This is a genomic window from Streptomyces sp. MMCC 100 (genome assembly GCF_041538145.2).
Lineage (GTDB): Bacteria > Actinomycetota > Actinomycetes > Streptomycetales > Streptomycetaceae > Streptomyces.
The window spans coordinates 1,943,472-1,962,541 of the sequence record NZ_JBGORK020000001.1; the positions used below are offsets into that span (position 1 = coordinate 1,943,472).

The following is a 19,070-nucleotide window of genomic DNA, read 5'->3' on the forward strand; positions in this document are numbered from 1 at the left end:
GGTCCTCTCTGCGTCAGTCTGTACTGCACTGACCGGCCATGACGGCTGCCCCGACCACCAGGGCCGGGGCAGCAGTGCGTCGTACGTGGATCAGCCGGCTGCGGTGGCCTAGGCGAGGGCCCTGCCGAGGCGGCGGTCGACGAGGACCGGTGCGCCGGAGACGATCAGCAGCAGGTTGCCGTCGCGGACCGCGGTCTGCTTCACGACGCTGCTCCGCCCCTGGGCGGTGAACGTCAGGAGCTGGCTCCACTGCTGGTCACCACCGACGTGGGGGGCGGGCAGCTTCTGCGAGGTCACCTCGACCGGGGTGCCGCCCGCGACGACCTGATAGTTCGGGCAGCCGGTCATCGCGTCGAAGATCCGGTCGATGCCGCGGGAGAGCTGCTCCACGCTGTCGCTGTACAGCTCCTCGGAGACATCCGAGGAGCTGTTGCCGTAGGTAAAGTCCGCCTTCGCGTTGTTCGGGAAGGTGAGCGTGCCGCCGGTCGCCGCGCCGCCCAGTGCGCTCAGGGCCGGGCAGCCGATGACGGTGACGTGTTCGTGCTGGGCCGTGCGCGCCGGCTTGGGAAGGTAGCCGCGGCCGAGGTCACTCGGGTCGAGCAGGCGGGACTCGAGCCCGGCCGAGGTGAGCGCGGCCGGCTCGTGGGCGGCGCCGGTCGGCTGTCCCGTCCGGGAGGAGGAGGTCTGGTGCGTGGACCCGGTGGTGTCGGTGGAGCAGGCGGGTACGGCGAGGAGGGCGGCGGTGATGCCGAGGGCGGTGGTGGCGATGCGAACGCGCATGACGGAACTGACCCCTTGATCTGGGCGACGGGTGGTCAGTGCGGGCCCGCGGGGCCCGGTGGGGACGTAGGAGTGGTGGTCAGTGCCCGAGGTGGCGCAGGCAGTCCTCGAACGTGGTGTGGGTCGCGTCGGCCGGCCCGGAGTGCCGGTTGTACCAGGCGGTGTCGATGCAGGTCTCCTGCTGCTGGTGTCCGGCCCGGCAGCGTAGCCAGATCTCACCGCGGGTGGAGAGGATGAGCCAGTCCCGGTACGCGCCGCACTCGGCGCAGGTAGCCATCTCGCCGTCGAGGACGAGAGGCTGCTTCCACGGCATCATCTTGCCTTCGACCTCATCGTGGCTCGGCAGCCGCAGTTCCGGCGGGAGGAAGCCCTCCACGACGCCGGCCGGCGCGACGGGCTCCGGCTCAGGCACTCCGATGGCGTGCGGGACCTGGCCTCGCATCTGCGCGTGCCACTCGGTAATCTGCCTGTGAGCCTCGCTCGGCTCCTTGGCCCGGCGGCGTATCCGGTGAAACACCCTGGCGTCCTCCTCAACCTCGGCACCTCGTCCTGCACGTTTCATGATCGTGCCCGACGCTTCCGGTGGTTTCAATTCACAAGGGCTACAGTCACTTTCCGGCAGGTCACGAGGCGTTGAACCGTCATCTGGAGCCACGGGCCATATCCGGGTAAAGCCCTTGCAGCTGCATGAGGACCGCCTACCGTGGCATGTCATGACTGTCCTCATCGTCGGCGGCAGCGGGTTCCTGGGCACCGAGTTGGTCCGCCAGGCGTCTGCCGCCGGGTATGTCACCGCCGCGACCTACGCGACCAGGCCGGGCAGCGTTGCGGAGGCCACGTGGTACGACCTGGACCTACGGGACGAACGCCGTGTCGAAGAGGTCGTTGCTTAGCTCGCCCCCTGCCTGATCATCAACGCGAGCAGCGGCAGTGCCGACTGGGCAGTCACGGCCGAAGGCCCCATCCGCCTGGCGGTAACTGCGGCGAAGCACAACTGCCGCCTCGTTCACGTGAGCAGTGACGCCGTGTTCTCCGGCACGCGCGTCCACTACGACGAGTCCTGTCTCCCCGACCCGCTCTCCCCGTACGGCGCAGCGAAAGCGGCGGCGGAGACCGGCATCCGGTTGTTGGCTCCGGACGCCGCCATTGCCCTTACCTCACTGATCATCGGCGGCATCCAGTCCGAGCATGTACGCCTTGTACATGATCTGGCGACCGGTTGCCGAACCGGATCCCTGTTCACCGACGACATCCGCTGCCCGGTGCATGTCGGTGAGGGGCCGCCGCCCTGTTGGAGCTGGCCTCCACTGACGCGCGCGGCGTCCACCACCTTGCAGGCCCCGACGCCGTGAGTCGTCACGGCCTTGGTGTTCTCATCGCCCAGCGCGACGGGCTCGACGCTTCCCGTCTGCCGGAGGGCCTTCGGGCAGCCGCCGCACTGCCCGGGGCACTCAACGTCCGGCTCGACTGCCGTGCAACCCAGGTCAAGCTGCGCACCAGATTGTGCGGCGTCCACGAGTTCCTCTGACGTGCGAGCGCAGCCGGACCTGTGGTGGGGGCTCATCGTGTATTGGCTGGCGCCTCTTCACCGAAACGGCGGCCCGAGGCGGTGGTGCGGGCCGCCGCCGGGCGGGCGGTCGTCGGGCGTCCTGCGGTGCTGTTCTCCGGCATCCCGGTAGCGTCGGCTGGCAGATCGGCCAGGCGCCGCAGTCGCCACACCAGGACGTCGCTGACCGAGTCCGCGGTGTCGAGTTCGCGGCGCTCCACCGCGTGGGCCAGGAGAGCCGCTGGGTCGTGGCCGGCGGCTTCGGAGTCGGTGATGGTGGCGGCCAGGGCGTACCAACCAGACTCGGCGAGAATCTGTTCGGCCAGCCCCGGAAGTGCCTCGCGCAGCACCATGCTCTGCCGCTGGAGCATTGGCCGGCTCAGACGCCGGCCCCGCTGGTAGAGCACGCCAAGGGGCTGGGCGGCGGCGACCCGGTAGGCAGTGCGCAGCAGCTCGGCGGATCGCGCGGCGGCTTCGGCCTGCTGGGCGTGTCCCTTCTTCGCGTGCCAGTGCGCGGCAGCGGTGATGAGGAAGAACAGCATGTCGATTGCCATCGCAGTGGTGGCACCGTCCTCGCCGCGGCCGAGGGCGGTGCCACCGTGAACGAGTTCGCGGGCGGCCTGCCGCAGCGCGCGGTCGTGCCCGCGTGCGGCGCGGACCTGGGAACGTGAGGCCCGCTCGAACACCGTCGCCGCGTTTCGTAGTTCGCGGCGGGTGTGGGCGGCGGACGTCTTCGCAAGGGCGTCCAGGACCTCACCGGCGGCGGCGATGTGGGCGGCGGCCACCGCGTCGTCGCCCAGCTCGACAAGCAGCACGGCCTGCCACGCGGCTGACGCCGTCTCCCGGCGGGCACCGGACGGAGAGCCCGGCCCCCAACGGACCGCATCCTCCTGCCGGGGGGCCGGATCGTCCTGGGCACCCTTGCCGGACCAGCGCTCGCGGATGCGGGGCAGCGACAAGTCGGGAGCCAGGCGCGCGCCGGGGTAAAACACCGGCTCGCCGTCCTTGTTCAGGTCATCGGGCAGGGCGACCTTGTATCCGAGGAGGTCTCCGGAGGGCGCGGCGCGCGTGCGGATCAGGAGGCCAGCGGCGGCGAGCCGGTCGAAGAATTCCTCGTCGCTGCTCGCGCCGGTTACCGCGCGCCGTACCGTTTCGCGCAACTCCTCGCGGGCGGTGCGCTCGCGGCCCTGGCGTTCGGCCTTGTGGCGTTCGGCGCTGGTGGGCCGCTGTGCGGCGGTGCCGTCGCCGGACGCGACCTGGTGGAGGCCGAGTTCCTTCTCGATGAGCCGGGCTTCGGCCTGGGCGCGGGTGCCGGAGCGGTAGTCGTCGGGGCGGCGGCCGTCCTCGGTGACGAGGGTGGCGACTATGTGGATGTGGTCGTCGGCGTGGCGTACGGCGGCCCAGCGACAGCCGGGCTGTCCGTCGCCGGGGTCGATGCCGGTGGCGGCGACGATGCGGCGGGCGATGTCAGCCCACTCCTCGTCGGACAGGATCCGGTCGCCGGGGTCGGCGCGGACGGAGGTGTGCCAGACGTGCTTGGCCGGGCGGGCGTGCTCGGCGAGGGCCATCACGGGTTGGTCCAGGAGCTGCTGGAGGTCGGTGAGGGTGGCGTTCGGGTCGCGGCCGGGGTCGGGGGACATGCCGTCGAAGGAGGCCACGAGGTGCGGGTCGGTGTGATCCTCGAACTTGCCGGTCTCGTAGAGGTATTTGAGGAGGCCGATGGTCCGTGATCCTGTGTTGTTGACGCTGGGGATCACGAGCCGTGGTGCTCGATCAGCCGTGTGGCGGCTTCATGGGCGGTGTTGGCCGCCCGCCGTACGGCGGCGACGGCCGCTTCGAGCTGGGGAGCTTCTGCACCGGAGTTGAGGGCCTTGACTGCCTGGTTGAGGTTGCTGCCGGCCCAGCCGAGTCGGCGCCGGCTGTCGAACAAGGCTATGAGCACTTCGCGCTCGTCGGCGATCTCGGCGCTGGTGCGGTCGAGGTCGCGGGCGGCGGCGAGCGCGGAGCGGGCGAGGAAGCCGGCGACTGACAGATTGCACTTGGCGGCGGCGGACTTGATCACGGTGTACTCGTCTTCGTTGAAACGTGTGTTGGGCTGGTGCAGGCGCTTCTTCTCGGGCGGCTGACGGGGGCGCTGGCGGGCGCGGGGAGCGCGCTGTCGGCGTATGCGCGATTCGGTCTGTTTCTCCTCCTGACCCGGCTTCGACCCGCCGTCGGTCGAAGCCTGAAGGACCTGCGCCCCCCGGTGCAGGTCCTCTCCCGCCCCCTCGGGGTCGGGTCTGGCGGAAGCTACGCTTCCGCCCCAACTTGCTCGCCTCGACACCGAGTTGGAGACCGGATCGGGTTCCGGGGTGGTGCCGTTCTTGGATGCGTTCGTCATCCGGATGCGGGCCTCGTAGAGCGGGTGTATTGCTGGATGATTGCGGCCAGCGCGAGGACTTCGGCGGGGCTGGCAAGGACGCGGACCGGTTTGTTGGGACGGTCCTGGACGAGCCACTGCCCGGTCGGCGTGAGGACGACGGCGTGCAGGAGCTGCCGGCGGCCCAGGACGTCCGCCCAGGCATCAGCCTCGGCGGTGGTAGGCCCGGAAAAGCGAGGGGGGCGAGGAATCATGCGTACCTCCTAAGAGGGGCGGTGGCCCGGCTTGAGCCGGACCACCTTTACGGATAGGGGCCTTGAGCCGGGGTATTGCCGGGTCAGCCGCACTCGGGGCAGCGCCCGAAGTGACTGTTGAGCGCGCGGGCCATCCGCTGCTTCGCCGAGACAGCTTGCTTCGCACTGGACTTCGCCGCTGGCCTGCCCGCGTGCCACTCGGAGTGAGCGAGCATGAATCCGATCTCTCGCTCGTACTCCGCGCGGACGGTGTTGAACTGGTGGCAGGTCTTCATCGGGCCGTGCTCCTCGTCGTCGTGATGTCCTCGTTCCGCAGCTCCTGGAGGACCAGGCCGAGTCGGTCGTTACCGACGCCCGTCAGGCCCTGGCGGCGGATGATTTCGCGCAGCTGCACTCGGGTGATCGCTCCGTTGCCGTCCCGTTCGAGCAGGGCGGGAACATGGGGGCGCACCTCAAGGACAAGCTGGCGCTCGGATTCACCTAGCTCGCGTGCCTGCCGCTCGGCCTGCGGAGAGCGGGGCCGGGCCCGCTTGTCCTTGTTCTTCGTCTGGGACGTCCTGGTCGGCTTCCGGCGAAGCGGGACCTTGTGTCCTGGGTCCTGGGTGGTCTCGGTCCGGGACTGTGGGACGGTCGGTCCTCGGTCCTCGGTGGTCTCGGTCCCCGTCTTCGCGATGCCCGGTCCTCGATGAGCCGGGTCCTGAGCTGCTACTTCTCGTGTGCTGTGGTCGGTCCTCATGGCCGCTGCGTCCCGCGCTGCGGCTTCCGGTCCCGCGAGTTCGGTCCCGGGGACCGCACTGTCTGTAGACGGTTCGGCTCCCGCGACCGTCTCCGTTGCGTCGCTCTTGGTCCTTGTGTCGACCTCGGCTTCCGGGTCCGCCTCCTCGGGGACCGGTCCCCGAGGAGCCCTTGGCCCTCGGTCCCGGACCGGCTCGTCGGAACCGTCGGGACCGGGGGCGGGGACCGGCACATTCGATGTCGGCTGTGCGGGGACCGTGGCGGCCGATGCGCTGCTGTGCGCTGGGGACCAGGGAGAAGGGAGCGGGACCGTGGCGAGCGCGAGTGCGTGTCGCCGGGCGGCGAGCTGGTCGAGCAGCTGTGCCCGCTGGAGAGGGTCGGTGCCGACCGATGCCCTGCCGACCGCCTTCGACAGGCGTCGCGTCAGCCGTCGGCCGCGACGGCTGTGCTGCTGCTCGGGTGTGCGTTCGGCGAGGCGGGCGGCGAGGGTGACCGCGCGGGCGGTGGCTCGGTCCCGGGTGATCTGTGCGGCGTCGCGGTCTCGCGCGGCGATGCCCAGGCGGGACAGCAGCCGCTCGCGTGCCTCCCGGCTCAGAACGGCGATCAGTCCGTGCGAGGCTGCACCCGGGGTGCGCAGGCGCAGTTCGATGCCCATGGCCAGGTGCCACAGCATCGCCGCCATGACCGGTCCGACGAAGGCGCGGACCGTGCCTCCGATGGGGCCGCTCTCGGCGTAGGCGGGGATCACCTGCACTGTGGTGATCACCCAGACCAGCGTGCCCGGCAGACCGGGGGCGCCTTGGACGGCGAGGTTCTGCCGTGCCATCAGCGCGGTGGCGAACAGGGCGAGTTCGGCGGCTGCGAACATTGCGGCGCGCTCGGCTGTGCCGGCCATGTCGAGGTAGTCGGCGGCGAAGCGCCACGAGGTGTCGGCGCTGTAGGCGGTGCATCCCAGGGCTGCGACGGCGGCGACCTTGACCGCCGGTCCGCCGAGACGTTTCTGCGAGCGGGTCCCTCGGCGCCGGACAGTCCAGGCGGTCAGCACGAGCGCGAGGGCGGCGGGCACGACGGCGGCGAAGAGGAGAGGGAGGTCCGAAGGAGCATCGAAGGCGAGGACAGGGTGGGTCATGCTGCCTTTCCGAGAGGGGCGTGCGCCGGGGGCGACGCTGCGGGGCGGCCCGTCGGTTGCTGAGTGCCGGGAGGTGCGGGCGCGGGGGTGTCCTTGGCCTTGGAGGCCTTCTTCCGCTTCTTTCTGGAGCGGGGCACGCCGTAGTTGCGGTCGCGGTCGAAGACCTTGTTGGCTGCTTGCCGGAGCAGGTCGCGGGCGTGCTTGTGGCTGATCTGCAGGGCGGCGGCGAGCCGGTCGGGCTGCCAGCCCCGGACGTAGGCGTGGTCGATGGCCACCTGGCGCTCGGCTTCCGTCAGGTGCACGTCGCGTCCATGGAAGAAGGCGGTCACACGCCGGTAGTCCATACGCTGGTGCAGGTTGTCGTGCAGGGGGCGCCGCTCGGCTTCGGTGAGCCCGCCCCAGATGCCCTCCTTGAGGACGTTCTCCAGGGCGAAGTCCAGGCACGCGCGGCGTACGGGGCACCAGCCGCACAGCTCCTTCGCCTCCGCGATCTCCTCGTGATCCCGAGGCCCGGGGAAGAACACGGCGTCGGCGTCCTCGACGTCCATGCCGTGGCACGCTCCGCGGACGTGCCAGCTGGTGTCTCCGATGGCGCGCAGGCCGGTGTCCGGCGCGTCGTGGGTGGTGATGTGGCGCAAGGCGAGTCTCCGATGTGCTGCCGCCCGGCCGGGCTAGGGCGCTACTCGGGGTGCGGTGTCGAGTGCCGGATGCGGCACAGGGCGTGCGCCGCAGCCGGTGCGGGACGGTGATGTTACGGCGGTGCAGCGGACGGGATGCACGCGCCCGTAGCGCCGGTCAGGCCAGGGCGGGCTGCTGGGCCTGCTCCGTGCGCCGAGCCTGCTGAGCGGCGGCGAGGTCGAAGCGGCCTGGGTGCGGGTCGGTGCGTGGAGTGATGGCGCGTACCCCGTCGTTGGGGCCGATCCGGCGGCGTCGGCACGGCTCGCCGACCGGGGCCAGGCACCACTCGCATCGCACGCTCAGGGCATCGGGCAGCCCTTGCGCGACGGCGGCTTCGCGTGCTGCCCGGGCGGGCCGGAACGGTGCGAGGGCGGCTCGGGCGGCGGGCGGTATGCAGGAGCCGATCTGGTCCAGCCGCGCCTGCAGCCTCGGGTTGATCCCTTCCTGGCTGCTGGTGATGGCCGGGGCCTGCGCGGGCTGCGCTGTTCCGGCGGCGACGGCGCGGCGGGTGCCGACCAGCTCTGCGGTCCAGGCAGCCTGGTCGTCCGGGTCCGCGGACGGTGTGGGGTCCCAGTGGAGGGCCAGGCGGTAGCGCCGGTAGCTCTCCCAGGGGCGGACCACGTCCGCGGGTTGGATCTGGTACGGCGAGGCGCGGTAGTGCTGGCGGGCGGCAACGCGGGCGTCCCAGCCGTGCGGGGTGGCCATCGGCACGTCACCGAGCAGCTCGTTCCACTGGGCGAGCTGGTCACGGGCCTCGCCCTCGTCGGTGCGGATGCTGCGGGGGTCGAGCCGGCCGATGTAGGCCAGCAGGGCGGCGATTTCGCGGCGGTCCACGCTCAGCCCTCCGTTCCGGTCGGCTCGTCCAGGGCGGCGAGAAGGGCGGCGGTGTGCTTCTCGGCACGCGTCATGCCACCGGGCGCTGCGGTGTTCTGGCCGGGCACGGCGTAGAGGTTCGGGCGGCTGGGGGCGTGCTCCCGGGCGACCCAGGAGCGCCAGTCGGCAGCCCAGGCTTCCGCCGGCCTCGGAGCATGACCCGCCCGGTGTGCACGCCACTTCGCGTCGGCGGCCTGCAGGCCCTGCGCGCCGAGGCGGTCGAGGTGTCCCTGCTGGCGGGCCCAGATGTGGGTGGCGGCATCTACCTGCCACTCGGCAGCCGAAGTGACCGCAGCACCACCACTGCTGTACCTCCGGTTCAAATCAGGTTCACTACGGTTCTGTGTGCCGGTAGCCGGTACATCCCTGTGCCGGTTTCCGGCACGCCGCTGTGCCGGTTTCCGCCTGGACCTGCCGGTTTCCGGTACTGCCGGATTCCGGACCCTCACGGGGGAATCCGGCACCTCACGCGGGCGGATCCCGTACCGCCGCAGAGCCGACAGCCGGAGCTTCGCAGGGCCATCGGCCTCGTCCGACACCGCCTTGTCACCCGTTTCCTCCCGCTGCTCTCGCAGCGCCTGTGCGACCGCTTCGGCAGCGAGAGGCAGGCGGTAGACCGTGCTGCGCTGCGGGCCCACCAGGTCGTCGAGCTGCTCCAGCTCGCCGGCCAGGAGCAGACGCTCGACGGCTTCGCGCACCGTGGAGACCGAGGCGCGCGTGCGCTTGGCCAGGCTGGACAGCGAGGCCCAGGAGATGCACTGCTCGTCGGCCACCCGGTCGGCGATCGACAGCAGGACCAGACGCGCGGCCCCTCGGCTGGAGCTGTGCTCCCACACCCACTCGCGGGCTTCGCTGCTCATCGGCCACGCCCGACGAGGCGGTGGGTCCGGTGCCTCGTCGGCGCCGGGGTGGTGCGGTCCGGCTCGGAGCGCTGAGGCGCCGGGACGGAGGTGGCTGCCGCGCAGGCCAGGCGGAAGGGCCTTATGCGCAGGGCAGGAGACATGCGATACTCCCTTTTGCAGTGTTGCCACGCTGATGCGCCCCTCGGAAGGACTCAGCGCGGTGATGGTGGGCAGTCGCCGCCCTTGCCGGGGCGGGCTGCCGCTCAGCGTTCGGCGTCCGTGAGTTACCGCTCTCGGGCGCCGTCGCTGTTTCCAGGATCTTCGCGGTCCGTGCTCGTGTTCTCCTCACCTTCGTCGCCGTGGGCGGGCTGCTTAGGGGACGACGAACATACGCACGGACCCGCGTCAAGATCCAGACTTGGTTCTTAAACTCTGTACTAGTTGCAGACAGTCACCGAGTGATCATATTCCGCAACCGAGGGCGGGTGGCGCGCCGGCGGACTTCGATCCCGGGGTGGGGGCCGGGGGCCAGCTGCCGCGCCGATCAGGTGCGCCGTTCTGTTGCCCGGGGCGGCGGGCACGTGAGGGCGTTCCTCCTGGCGAAGCCGACGCTCCGGCGCCTGGAGGAGGTTCAGCGCGGCAAAGGGGCTGGAATCCGCCGTCCTGCGGGGCTCGAATGCCATTTGGTGCCCGGCAGTTGAATCCCCTGCGAGTGTCGACGCTGTGCGGCACTCTGTCCGCCCGGCTATTCGCACCCTTCGCGTAACGCTCGTCCTGCTCTCGGGTGCCGGGCTAGGTGACGAACATGTGCGGGAAATGCGTCGAGATCCAGATCTTGCTGAAGTGCTCTCTGTGGAGTGAACGGGCCGCCAATATGCGGCTCCCTCGATAGAGGCGGCGAACGGGAGTGCGGGCGGCAACTCGAGTCCCCCGACATCCTCACAGATGATCTTCAAAGTACCCTCCCTCGTGTCGCCTACTGCAGCGGCTTCTTCGACTGCCCAGTCAAAGTGATCCAAGTCATATCCGACCGGTAGTACCCGCGCTGATCCAGTGCGGGCATCACTCATGCCCCCAGCGACTCACCCTCGTGACCTGCGGTCCGCGGTATTGACGAACAGATCTTGGGCTTGGTCCGGATCATTAGTCAATGCACGGTAAAGATCACAGCGGAGTAACGAGATGTCTGCTACGGAAATGATCGCTGCGCTGTGATGCAGCTCAACTTGCCGATGAATGCGCGGACTTCGTGAGCCTGGAGCGGTGTGACGGTCGCAAGCTCTCTGCATCCATGGGGGACAAGTCGGTCAAAATGCGGTGACCGGCAATCTTCTGCCGGTCGCGCAGCGCCGCCATCGATCTATCATGTGGTGCAGGGGGCAGCACCTGATTGACATTGCATTGAGGGCTTGCACGGTTAGATCCAGATGCAATCTTGCAGGACCGGAACCGTGCAGACGAGAACTGCGAGGAACGTGGCATGCGCGGGGTCCTAAGGGACGGGGGCGGGGGAGAGGGGCCCACCGGGGTCGGCGCCCTGCTGCGCGTCTTTAGGGCCGCCGCCAGTACCACGCTCGGCCGCCCGATCCTCCAGAGAGAAGTGGCCGACGCCCTGCATAGAAGCGAGCGATGGTACCGGGACCTTGAAAGCGGAACGATCACCCGGACCCTCACCCGCCACGAACTCGACACCATCGGCACGTTGCTCGGACTCGACCGGGTCCAGCGACGTGCGCTGTTCCTCGTCAGTAACGGCGGGGGCCTCTCCAGCCCGGAAGCCCAAGAGCCACCACGCATCAGCGACGAACTGCGCCTCCTGCTGGATCAGCAGCCTTTCCCCGCCTACGTCATCGATGCCGCCTGGAACGTCCTGGCCGTCAACACGTCGATGGCCGCCCTGTTCCCGTGGTCGACCGCTCCCGGGGCCAACCTCATGCGGTGGCTGCTCCTCAGTGCCGAAGCGCGGGACCAGCACCTGAACTGGGAGGCCGACGTGGAAGTGTGCGTGCGCATGCTCCGCGACGCGGCCGTCGACCGCCCCCACGACCCAGACCTTCAGCGGCTCATCAGTGACACCCGTCAGACTCCCGCCGTACGCGACCTGTGGACCCGTGGCGCAGCCGACTTCGCCGACCACTATGACGGCCACGTACTGCAGATGACGCTTCCGCTCTTCGACGGCCAGGTGACCGAACTGGTCACCCACGTGCTGCAACCCGCCGGTCTTCCTGGTTGCCGCATGACGATCCTGACCCAGCGAGCACCCCAGGAGCCAGCAAGTCGGCAAGCCGTCCCAGCAAAGTGACGGGCCCTTCCGCCGGCACTCGGCTGTCCGCGGCCCGGTCGGGGAATCCCTGTCGGGCGGCCCCCGCGGCCTCTGTCAACCGGTTGCCGGGACGACCGTGGCGACGGTTCCTTCGAGCGCCGACTGGCGTTCCATGGGACGCTGATCTCAGCCACATCGTTTTGGAGGGTGCCAACTCCAGCGGCTCCGGCCTATTGAACTGCCCCAACGCTCATGCGTCGCATTCAACTCACAAGCCCATAGCTCGACTTCCGCAAAGGTCCGCCAGAGTGACGGCAATCACCAAATCGCGCGCCGTGACAGAAGAAGGAGCTCCTGTTATGGGCCCGCGAGAGCGGAAATATTGCGTGGCAAGCGTCACCCTTCAGGGGAAGGGGGGGAAGCCAATAGAATGGTCCAATGATCATTCACGATGCGCGCGGCGGACAACTCCTCCGCGTGGGAGACCCGGGGCAAGGGGTCCACCTGCTGTTCTCCACGCCGATGCGGCCGTACGGGGGCGATCCTGCGCTTGATGTGGCCGTACGGGCCAAGGGCGCGTGGGTGGACGTCAGCGAGTTGGTCCGGACGCTGGACGGTGACGGACTGGTGGAATTCATTTCGTCACTGGCTGATGTATCGGGTAGATGGAGTCAACCTCGTACTTGGCGGTCCAGTGAGGGGCAATTGCAGATATCGGCACAGCGTTCGGATGGGCGCATCGTCGTGACGTGGGGGATATGGCGAGGGGTGACCGAGTCCGAAAGTGCGTGGTACTTCGAGACTGCCACCTCGCACAGGGGTGAGGGCGAGATGCGGGAATTTTCCGCAGCGTTTCAGGCTCTATTTGACGGAAAGTCAGAGACGGTTGCCTAGTACTTCAGCCGTAGATCGTGATCTTGGTGGTGAGGGGCGCCGAGGCGCAGGTGGCCAGCGTCGTTCATCTTGCCCAAGATCGCCCACGCCGTCGCGGGCGTCGGCTCCTTCGCCGTCTACCCGAGTTCACCGAGACGGAGGGCATCCCTCATCTCGCTGAGCTTCGCGGTCGTGGCCGGGGTCCGCTCCTGCGCTTGTTCAGCGAGTCGGAGGGCGTCGTCAATCTCGCTGAGCTTCACGGAGGACAGGACGGCCACCCGCTCTATCAGGTCGTCCCGGGACACAGTGGTCTGCCACGTGCACGGGGTGAAGCCTGGACGCGGGAACGCGAGCCGCAGCACGCCTTCGAACGGCAGTCCTTCACCGGCGCCGACCGTCACTTCGATGCCCCAACCGCTGATGTCAACGCCCGCCGGAGCGACGACCTGCATCACCCGGATCCCGGACGTGTCGTCTCCCGACAGCAGTACGACCAACCTCCGCTCGTCGAACTGGACCCACCAGACTTCGCCGCGTTGCACAAGTCCTCCAGACACATGACGGCAGGCAGTACGCTGCGCGACCCTGACGCGCTGTGGAGACGGGGTGCGGCCACCGTTGATCATCGGTGTGTGAAAACTGAAGAACATGCGGTGGCCGCAGGTCACAGCGTAGACCCTGCCCGCTGGCAGGAGGCGTTCGAGGGCCTGATGGCCCGGATCGCGGGCCGGTTCGCACGGGTCGAACCCCGACGTCGGGTCGGGCGGTTGGTGCTCGGGCTGCTGTCGGACCTGCCGCGCAAAAACTGCTGGACCATCGCAGAGTGGGCCGGAGAGAGCACCCCGGACGGCATGCAGCACCTGCTCGGGCGGGCCAAGTGGGACGCCGACCAGGTCCGCGACGACGTGCGGGCCTACGTGGTGGAGCATCTGCGGGACGACCAGGCGGTTCCGGTGGTCGACGAGACCGGCGACGTGAAGAAGGGCACCGACACCGTCGGTGTCCAGCGCCAATACACCGGCACCGCGGGCAGGGTCGAGAACGCGCAGGTCGCCGTCTATCTCGTCTACGCCGGCCGTCGCGGACACGCCGCCGTAGACCGGGAACTGTACGTTCCGCGTTCCTGGACCTCGGACCCCGACCGCTGCCGGGCCGCCGGACTCGGTGACAAGACCGAATTCGCGACCAAACCGCAGCTTGCCGCCCGGATGGTCACCCGATTCCTGGACGCCGGCCACCGGGCCGCCTGGCTCGCGGGAGACGAGGTCTACGGCGGCAACCCGACGCTACGCGCCGCGCTGGAAGAACGCGGCACCGGCTACGTCCTCGCGGTGGCCTGCTCGCACGAAGTCACCACAGGCGCCGGGAAGTTCCGCGCGGACACGCTGGCCAGGAAGGTGCCCAAGAGGGCCTGGCAGAAGCTGTCCGCAGGGAGCGGAGCCAAGGGCCACCGCTTCTACGACTGGGCCGTCATCGACCTCACCGACCCCCGGCCCGGGAGCCGGCAGTTGCTGATCCGCCGCAACCGCAGCACCGGCGAACTCGCGTACTACCGCTGCTACTCGCCGGCCACCGCAGTGCCGCTGACCACCCTGGTGCGCGTCGCTGGATCAAGGTGGCGGGTCGAGGAGTTTTTCCAGTCCGGCAAGGGCCTGGCGGCCTTGGACGAGCACCAGGTCCGCCGCTACCCGTCCTGGTCCCGCTGGGTCACCCTGGCCATGCTCGCGCACGCCTTCCTCGCCGTCGTCCGCGCGAACGAACACGACCGCGATCCCGCACCAGACGCCCTCATACCGCTCACCTGCAACGAGATCCAACGGCTGTTCATCACGCTCGTCATCCGGCCCGCCTTTGACCCGGTCCACCGGCTCGGCTGGTCCGACTGGCGACGCCGCCACCAGGCCCGATCCCAGACCAGCCACTACCGCCGGCAAGCCGCTCGAACGTGAAGATCACGATTTACGGCTGGAGTACTAGTAGTGCTTGGTCATGTTGGTGCGGGGTCTGGCATGTCGCGGTGACAGGTGGGGCAGGCGCCGGTCCAGATCGCGAGGAGTAACTGCAGCTCGCGAACGACTTGGTAGAGGCTCAGGCCGACGCCGTCTCTTTTGGGGATCGGCTCAGTCGCTGCAGGGTGCAGAAGGCATGGGCGACCGAGACGAGGGTGACGTGGTGGTGCCAGCCTGGCCAGGTTCGGCCTTCGAAGTGGGCCAGGCCCAGGGCCTGCTTCATCTCGCGGTAGTCACTCTCGATGCGCCAGCGGAGTTTCGCGGTGCGCACGAGGACGGGCAGGGAGGTGGTCTCGGGCAGGTTGGACAGCCAGAACTGCACGGGCTCGTCCTGGTCGGCGGGCCATTCGGCCAGCAGCCAGCGCACCGGGAGCCCGATGCCGGCCGTGGCCTTGCGGATCTCACGTCCGGCGGGCCGGACCCGCAGGGCCACGAAGCGCGAGTACATGCGCTTGTGTCCGCTGCGGCCACTGCCCGGCCTCGATCCCTCCCGCCACTGCACCGGCCGCGCGGCGCATTTCCCGGCCGCGATGACCAGGCTCTTCACGGTCTGCGCGGGCTCGGGGTAGGCCGGGACCGGCCGTCGGCCCAGGCCGGAGTAGGCCGGGGTGCACGGCTGTGCATGTTCGGGTTGCGCGGTGGTCGTGGTCGAGATGCCCACCACGTAGTCGAGACCGCGTTCTTCCAGGCCGAGCCGGAAGGCGGCGGTATCCTCGTAGCCGCCGTCGGCGATGACCTGGGGTACTTCGATGCCCCAGGACCGCGTCTCATCGATCATGTCGAGAGCCAGCTGCCACTTCTCGACATGCCCCACCTCGGCAGGAATGGCGCATCTGGCACGGCGGGCCACTTTGGCCGGATCTGCCTTCGGCGAGGCGGGATCCCAGCTCCCGGGCAGGAACAGACGCCAGTTCACCGCCGCCGAGGCACCGTTGGAAGCCAGGTGCAAAGAGACGCCGGCCTGGCAGTTGGTGACTTTGCCCGCTGCGCCGGTGTACTGCCGGGTCACGCACGCGGACGCATCCCCGTCCTTGAGGAACCCGGTGTCATCGATGATCAGCGCGGTGGGCTTGATGACCGGCTGCATGCGCCAGGCCAGCCGGGCCCGCACATGCGCCGCATCCCACGGGCTGGAAGTGACGAAGTGGGCCAGGGCCTGCCGGTTCCCGTCCTCGCCCAGGCGGGCGGCCATCGGCTCCACCGACTTACGCCCGCCGTCCAGCAGCAGAATCCGCAGATAGGCCCTGCCCCACCGTCGCTGATCCGCCCGCGCGAACGGCTCGAACATCTCCGCCGCGAAGTCCTCCAGATCACACCGGACCGCAGCCAACTCCCCACCCAGCACACCCGGTCAACGACACGACCGATCAAGAAGACACGCCACCACGAACCGCACGTGACCAAGCACTACTAGGGACCCTGGGACGGACCTGCGGCTAGACACGTCAGCTCCTTCGGTGTGCAGGCGACGTAACGCCAAGGGGCTCGCCACCGCGGTCAAGAGTCGAGACTGTGCGACGAGCCCGAGCTGGCTCGACGGTTGACGTGGCGCTCCCAGACGTCCGCCGAGACGGACGCAGCGCCCAGCAGGGCCTGTGCCAGGGGTTCGGGGATGTGCCCCTGACCGAGGCCGGCTGAGGCGATGGCGGCGGAAAGCGTACGGTGCTCGCCGTGGCTCAGCGCTTCGCGGCACACAGGGTGGGCCAGGACGTCCCGTGCGACGTACCCGTCTGCCTGCGTCATCGCTTCGTAAGTGAGGCGGCGCAGTGCTTCGGCCTGTCGGGTCTTTGGGCAGAGGTCGAGCACGACTAGTCCCACACGGGAGCGGAAGACGGCAAGTTCGGGAGCCGAGTCGAGGGCCAGATAGTGCTGCACCATCTTGTCCATCGGCTCGACCGGGTGCTCGTCGGCTGCCCTGTGGCAGAGGACGGTGAGCGCTGCCGCGACGGATTGCTCCCATGGCTCAACCAGTTGGCTCGCGTTGAGGAACGTCAGCGCATCGCTGGGCTGCTCGCCGAGGCAGCGGACGAGCACTTCCACTTGACGCCCGTCGAAGAGGCGCTGGCCTACGCCCCGGTGCTGCCTGCTGTGCGCCCGTGCGCGGTCCCATTCGCCTGCTGTGACGAGGGCACGGGTTCCGTCGCCGAGGAGGACGGCCCACAGCCATTGGCACACCTGTTGATGGTCGGCTGCCGACGTCGTGAGGTGCTGCAACGACGTGGTGCGGCCGTCGATGACCGCTTCCGTCTTCGATCTGACTGCTCTGTTCAGGGAGTCGAGCAGGTGGTATGCGCCGTGCCCGTCGCCGTCGCGGATCCGCAGTCGGGCTAGGTTGACCAGGGGTTCCAGGGCGTACCGGGCTTCCTGCGCGCCCAGGGGCTGGGCGCGCAGGACGACCTCGGCGTGACGCCAGCACAGAGTGCGCGCCAGGTCCGGCATGCCGCAGTCGCTCGCGATTAGCGCCGCCTTGTTCAGAGCGACGGTCGCGGAGGTCACGTTGCCGTCGCGCTCGGCGGCGGCTGCGAGGTCGGTGATCTCGCGGACCCGTTCAGCGAGGGGCGGGCACGCTGGACGTGGACGGGCAACGAGCGGGAACCGCTTCGCTATCTGGCTGACGTCCATGTCACTGCCATTCGATGACGATGCGGTTCAGCGGGTTGTCGAAGGCGAAGCGGCCGGGCTTCGGCACGAGCGGGGTCGCGTTGAGCGGCTGGATCTCGAAGCCCACGTCGAGCGCCCGGAAGTCCTGGTCCCAGGTGCGGATCTGGTCCGCGACCTCCGAGGCGAGGGCTTCCGCGTCGGGGCCGTGGCCGATCACACCGAACTCGTACAGGGTGGCGCCGTCGGTGGCCTTCTTCGTATACGGGCGCCGGGTGAGATAGGTGAGCGTGCCGCCCTCGAAAACCGCGGTCGAGGACGGGTAGGGCGCGGTGACCAGCCCCCTCTCGACGGCCTCGCTCTTGGCGGGCATCCGGCTCAGGCCGTTGGGCATGGAGCAGGTGAGCCACAGCTCCAGGTACTCCGCCGACTCCGGGCCGCGGAAGGCGACGTCCGTCCACGCCTCGGTGCGCGGCTGGCGGAAGATGTCGCTCAGGGCGTCCGCGTCGACCTTCTGGTCGCCGTTGGTGACGAGGGTGACGGTGTTGTCGGGGTCCAGGGGTACGAAGACGCGCGGGTCGTCGGCGATGCCCCGGCGCAGCGGCATGAACGTGTTCATCTGGCTGCCGACGCTGCGCCAGGCTCCGTCCTGGTTCTCGAAGGCGATCGAGCGGGAGACGCTGCCGCGCAGGCGCAGCGGGGTGAGGAGCCGTCCGCCGGGGGCGAGCTGGTCGAACCAGGCGTGCGGGACGCCGTGAGCGCCGACGGTGGCTTCGATGCGGTCGTACGGCGCGTTGGGGGCGTGGCCCACGGCACCGTCTCCGAGGATCACATCCACGTTGTGGATGTCGGCGGCGGCCAGGCCGCCGCGCGCTCCGGCCACGATGTCCTCGTCCACGTCGATCGTGGTGACGCGCCCCGTCTCGCCGACGAGGTAACCGAGGAGTCCGGCGTTGAAGCCGGTGCCGGCCCCCAGCTCCAGGACCTTCTGGCTGGGCTGGACGTCGAGCTGTTCCAGCATCATGCCGACGATGTCGGGCTGGGAGGCGCAGCTGATGGAGCGCCCGGACCCGTCGAACTTCGTGTCCACGGGCGCGTTCCCGTAAGCCTTCTCCAGCGGGGCGTTCGGGACGAAGAGGTGACGGGGCACGGTCCGCATGGCCTCCTCCACACGGGGCGTGCGCACGCACCCGGTCTCGACCAGGTGGTCGATCAACTGGGCCCGAAGGCGGTCGGCGGAAGGGGCTTCGATGGTGTCACTGTTCCCCCCGTTGACCGTAGTGCTCGCCGTCCCCTCAGCTCGGGTGGACGCGGTGTTTTCGCTCGTTCCCATGACTGCCTCTTTCGCGAGTGTTGACAAGGTGCGCTGGTCCTGGGCGGGGAGGCCCAGGCGGTTGAAGTGGAAGATGCCGTGGTGGGCGATCACGGCCCGGAGTCCTCGATCCAGGCGGCCCTGGCGGTTGAGGTCGGCGAGCTGCTGGCCGAACCACTCGAAGGTGGCTATCCACTCGGCCAGCGGGGCGAGTCGGCCCTGGGTGACGCTGCGGCTGGTGGTGCTGACGTCGACGGTCATCAACCGGTGGACAGCGGCCCGGTGCCGTTGCGGAGCGCGGACCTCGTCGCCGGGGCGCTCGGCCGCGATCTTCGCCCAGACGTCGCCCTGCTCGTACCAGTCGAGGCCCGCCGCTCGCATCGCCACGCTGAGCAGGAGGACCGCCAGCTCGCGGCGGCCAAGCTGGGGGCCGCCCACTGTCTGCTGGCGGACGGCCTCCTCCAGCAGGTGACGGCTGTCGTAGTGGAACAGGGTGTGCGCGATTTTCATCGCGGCGGGGCCGCCGAAGGCTGTCTCTTCCGGCTCGTAGATACCTCGTGTCCAGGAAGCGAGGACGCCGGCGTCGACCAGATCGTCCAGGGCAGCGTCGAGGACCTTCGCCGAGTCCGGGACCGCAGCCCGGTATCGCAACCGCCACCAGGGGTACTTCCGCAGGAACGACCACTGGGCCAGTTCTGCCTCCTGGGCGATCAGCACCGGGAGTAGATGCTCCACGGCGGTGGCCTCCGCGAGGCTCCAGTCGGTGAACCGGATGAGGCGTTGCGGCCATTCGTCCGCTGCCATATTCCCTCTTCT

The 19,070-nt window shown here is 69.3% G+C and carries 16 protein-coding genes and 1 pseudogene; 4 read left to right on the forward strand and 13 right to left on the reverse strand.

The window, feature by feature from the left end; translation table 11 throughout:
* Positions 1-108: 108 nt before the first annotated feature.
* The gene (locus ABS735_RS08930) at positions 109-780 is read right to left on the reverse strand and encodes a hypothetical protein (protein ID WP_016325354.1); all 672 of its coding nucleotides are present in this window, start codon (positions 778-780) and stop codon (positions 109-111) included.
* Positions 781-859: 79 nt separating this feature from the next.
* Complete coding sequence (locus ABS735_RS08935) at positions 860-1,342, reverse strand: hypothetical protein (RefSeq protein ID WP_016325353.1); 483 nt, start codon at positions 1,340-1,342, stop codon at positions 860-862.
* 151 nt (positions 1,343-1,493) lie between these two features.
* Between ABS735_RS08935 and ABS735_RS08940 the strand changes: the two are divergent.
* A pseudogene (locus tag ABS735_RS08940) lies at positions 1,494-2,308 on the forward strand (SDR family oxidoreductase).
* A 32-nt stretch (positions 2,309-2,340) separates the two neighbouring features.
* On the opposite strand, the gene ABS735_RS08945 reads toward ABS735_RS08940, so the two are convergent.
* The 7 genes from ABS735_RS08945 to ABS735_RS08975 form a co-directional block, all read right to left on the reverse strand.
* Positions 2,341-4,083 (reverse strand): relaxase/mobilization nuclease domain-containing protein, encoded by a 1,743-nt coding sequence (locus tag ABS735_RS08945; RefSeq protein ID WP_016325349.1) that lies wholly within the window; start codon positions 4,081-4,083, stop codon positions 2,341-2,343.
* Entirely contained in the window at positions 4,080-4,706 is a 627-nt protein-coding gene (locus tag ABS735_RS08950; RefSeq protein ID WP_234308166.1) for a plasmid mobilization protein, read from the reverse strand. Before ABS735_RS08950 ends, ABS735_RS08945 begins: the two co-directional genes overlap by 4 nt.
* A gap of 316 nt (positions 4,707-5,022) precedes the next feature.
* Positions 5,023-5,214, reverse strand: a complete 192-nt coding sequence (locus ABS735_RS08955) for a hypothetical protein (RefSeq protein WP_016325346.1) — start codon at positions 5,212-5,214, stop codon at positions 5,023-5,025.
* Entirely contained in the window at positions 5,211-6,803 is a 1,593-nt protein-coding gene (locus ABS735_RS08960) for a hypothetical protein (RefSeq protein ID WP_016325345.1), read from the reverse strand. The genes ABS735_RS08955 and ABS735_RS08960 overlap by 4 nt, the downstream gene beginning before the upstream one ends.
* Positions 6,800-7,441: a WhiB family transcriptional regulator gene (locus ABS735_RS08965; RefSeq protein ID WP_016325344.1), complete on the reverse strand. Its 642-nt coding sequence runs from the start codon at positions 7,439-7,441 to the stop codon at positions 6,800-6,802. Before ABS735_RS08965 ends, ABS735_RS08960 begins: the two co-directional genes overlap by 4 nt.
* A gap of 157 nt (positions 7,442-7,598) precedes the next feature.
* Positions 7,599-8,315, reverse strand: coding sequence for a zinc finger domain-containing protein (locus ABS735_RS08970; RefSeq protein WP_016325343.1), 717 nt, complete (start codon positions 8,313-8,315; stop codon positions 7,599-7,601).
* A gap of 2 nt (positions 8,316-8,317) precedes the next feature.
* Positions 8,318-9,214 (reverse strand): helix-turn-helix domain-containing protein, encoded by an 897-nt coding sequence (locus tag ABS735_RS08975; RefSeq protein ID WP_016325342.1) that lies wholly within the window; start codon positions 9,212-9,214, stop codon positions 8,318-8,320.
* A gap of 1,582 nt (positions 9,215-10,796) precedes the next feature.
* Here ABS735_RS08975 and ABS735_RS08980 point away from each other — a divergent pair.
* Together ABS735_RS08980 and ABS735_RS08985 are read left to right on the forward strand one after the other, a co-directional pair.
* A complete protein-coding gene (locus tag ABS735_RS08980; protein ID WP_324609811.1) occupies positions 10,797-11,501 on the forward strand; it encodes an MmyB family transcriptional regulator in 705 nt (234 codons plus the stop codon).
* Between the two features lie 399 nt (positions 11,502-11,900).
* Positions 11,901-12,356 carry a DUF6228 family protein gene (locus ABS735_RS08985; RefSeq protein WP_016325340.1) on the forward strand — a complete coding sequence of 152 codons (456 nt, stop codon included), beginning with the start codon at positions 11,901-11,903 and terminating at the stop codon, positions 12,354-12,356.
* A gap of 116 nt (positions 12,357-12,472) precedes the next feature.
* Here the strand turns inward: ABS735_RS08985 and ABS735_RS08990 are convergent, their stop codons facing one another.
* Positions 12,473-12,877 carry an mRNA interferase PemK gene (locus ABS735_RS08990; protein WP_042799360.1) on the reverse strand — a complete coding sequence of 135 codons (405 nt, stop codon included), beginning with the start codon at positions 12,875-12,877 and terminating at the stop codon, positions 12,473-12,475.
* Between the two features lie 168 nt (positions 12,878-13,045).
* On the opposite strand from ABS735_RS08990, the gene ABS735_RS08995 reads away from it, so the two are divergent.
* Positions 13,046-14,284 (forward strand): IS701 family transposase, encoded by a 1,239-nt coding sequence (locus ABS735_RS08995; RefSeq protein WP_079028307.1) that lies wholly within the window; start codon positions 13,046-13,048, stop codon positions 14,282-14,284.
* 139 nt (positions 14,285-14,423) lie between these two features.
* Here the strand turns inward: ABS735_RS08995 and ABS735_RS09000 are convergent, their stop codons facing one another.
* The 3 genes from ABS735_RS09000 to fxlM all read right to left on the reverse strand — a co-directional run bounded on the left by ABS735_RS09000 (position 14,424) and on the right by fxlM (position 19,058).
* Entirely contained in the window at positions 14,424-15,689 is a 1,266-nt protein-coding gene (locus ABS735_RS09000) for an IS701 family transposase (protein WP_016325337.1), read from the reverse strand.
* A gap of 152 nt (positions 15,690-15,841) precedes the next feature.
* A complete protein-coding gene (locus ABS735_RS09005) occupies positions 15,842-16,966 on the reverse strand; it encodes a hypothetical protein (protein ID WP_016325336.1) in 1,125 nt (374 codons plus the stop codon).
* 1 nt (position 16,967) lies between these two features.
* Positions 16,968-19,058 (reverse strand): methyltransferase, FxLD system, encoded by a 2,091-nt coding sequence (gene fxlM, locus ABS735_RS09010; protein ID WP_016325335.1) that lies wholly within the window; start codon positions 19,056-19,058, stop codon positions 16,968-16,970.
* Between the last annotated feature and the right edge of the window lie 12 nt (positions 19,059-19,070).

Bases quoted from the DNA above. Each gene is read 5' to 3' on its own strand.
- ABS735_RS08930 (WP_016325354.1), bottom strand. From the start codon at position 780: ATGCGCGTTCGCATCGCCACCACCGCCCTCGGCATCACCGCCGCCCTC.
- ABS735_RS08935 (WP_016325353.1), bottom strand. From the start codon at position 1,342: ATGAAACGTGCAGGACGAGGTGCCGAGGTTGAGGAGGACGCCAGGGTG.
- ABS735_RS08950 (WP_234308166.1), bottom strand. From the start codon at position 4,706: ATGACGAACGCATCCAAGAACGGCACCACCCCGGAACCCGATCCGGTC.
- ABS735_RS08955 (WP_016325346.1), bottom strand. From the start codon at position 5,214: ATGAAGACCTGCCACCAGTTCAACACCGTCCGCGCGGAGTACGAGCGA.
- ABS735_RS08960 (WP_016325345.1), bottom strand. From the start codon at position 6,803: ATGACCCACCCTGTCCTCGCCTTCGATGCTCCTTCGGACCTCCCTCTC.
- ABS735_RS08975 (WP_016325342.1), bottom strand. From the start codon at position 9,214: ATGAGCAGCGAAGCCCGCGAGTGGGTGTGGGAGCACAGCTCCAGCCGA.
- ABS735_RS08985 (WP_016325340.1), top strand. From the start codon at position 11,901: ATGATCATTCACGATGCGCGCGGCGGACAACTCCTCCGCGTGGGAGAC.
- ABS735_RS08995 (WP_079028307.1), top strand. From the start codon at position 13,046: ATGGCCCGGATCGCGGGCCGGTTCGCACGGGTCGAACCCCGACGTCGG.
- ABS735_RS09005 (WP_016325336.1), bottom strand. From the start codon at position 16,966: ATGGACGTCAGCCAGATAGCGAAGCGGTTCCCGCTCGTTGCCCGTCCA.
- fxlM (WP_016325335.1), bottom strand. From the start codon at position 19,058: ATGGCAGCGGACGAATGGCCGCAACGCCTCATCCGGTTCACCGACTGG.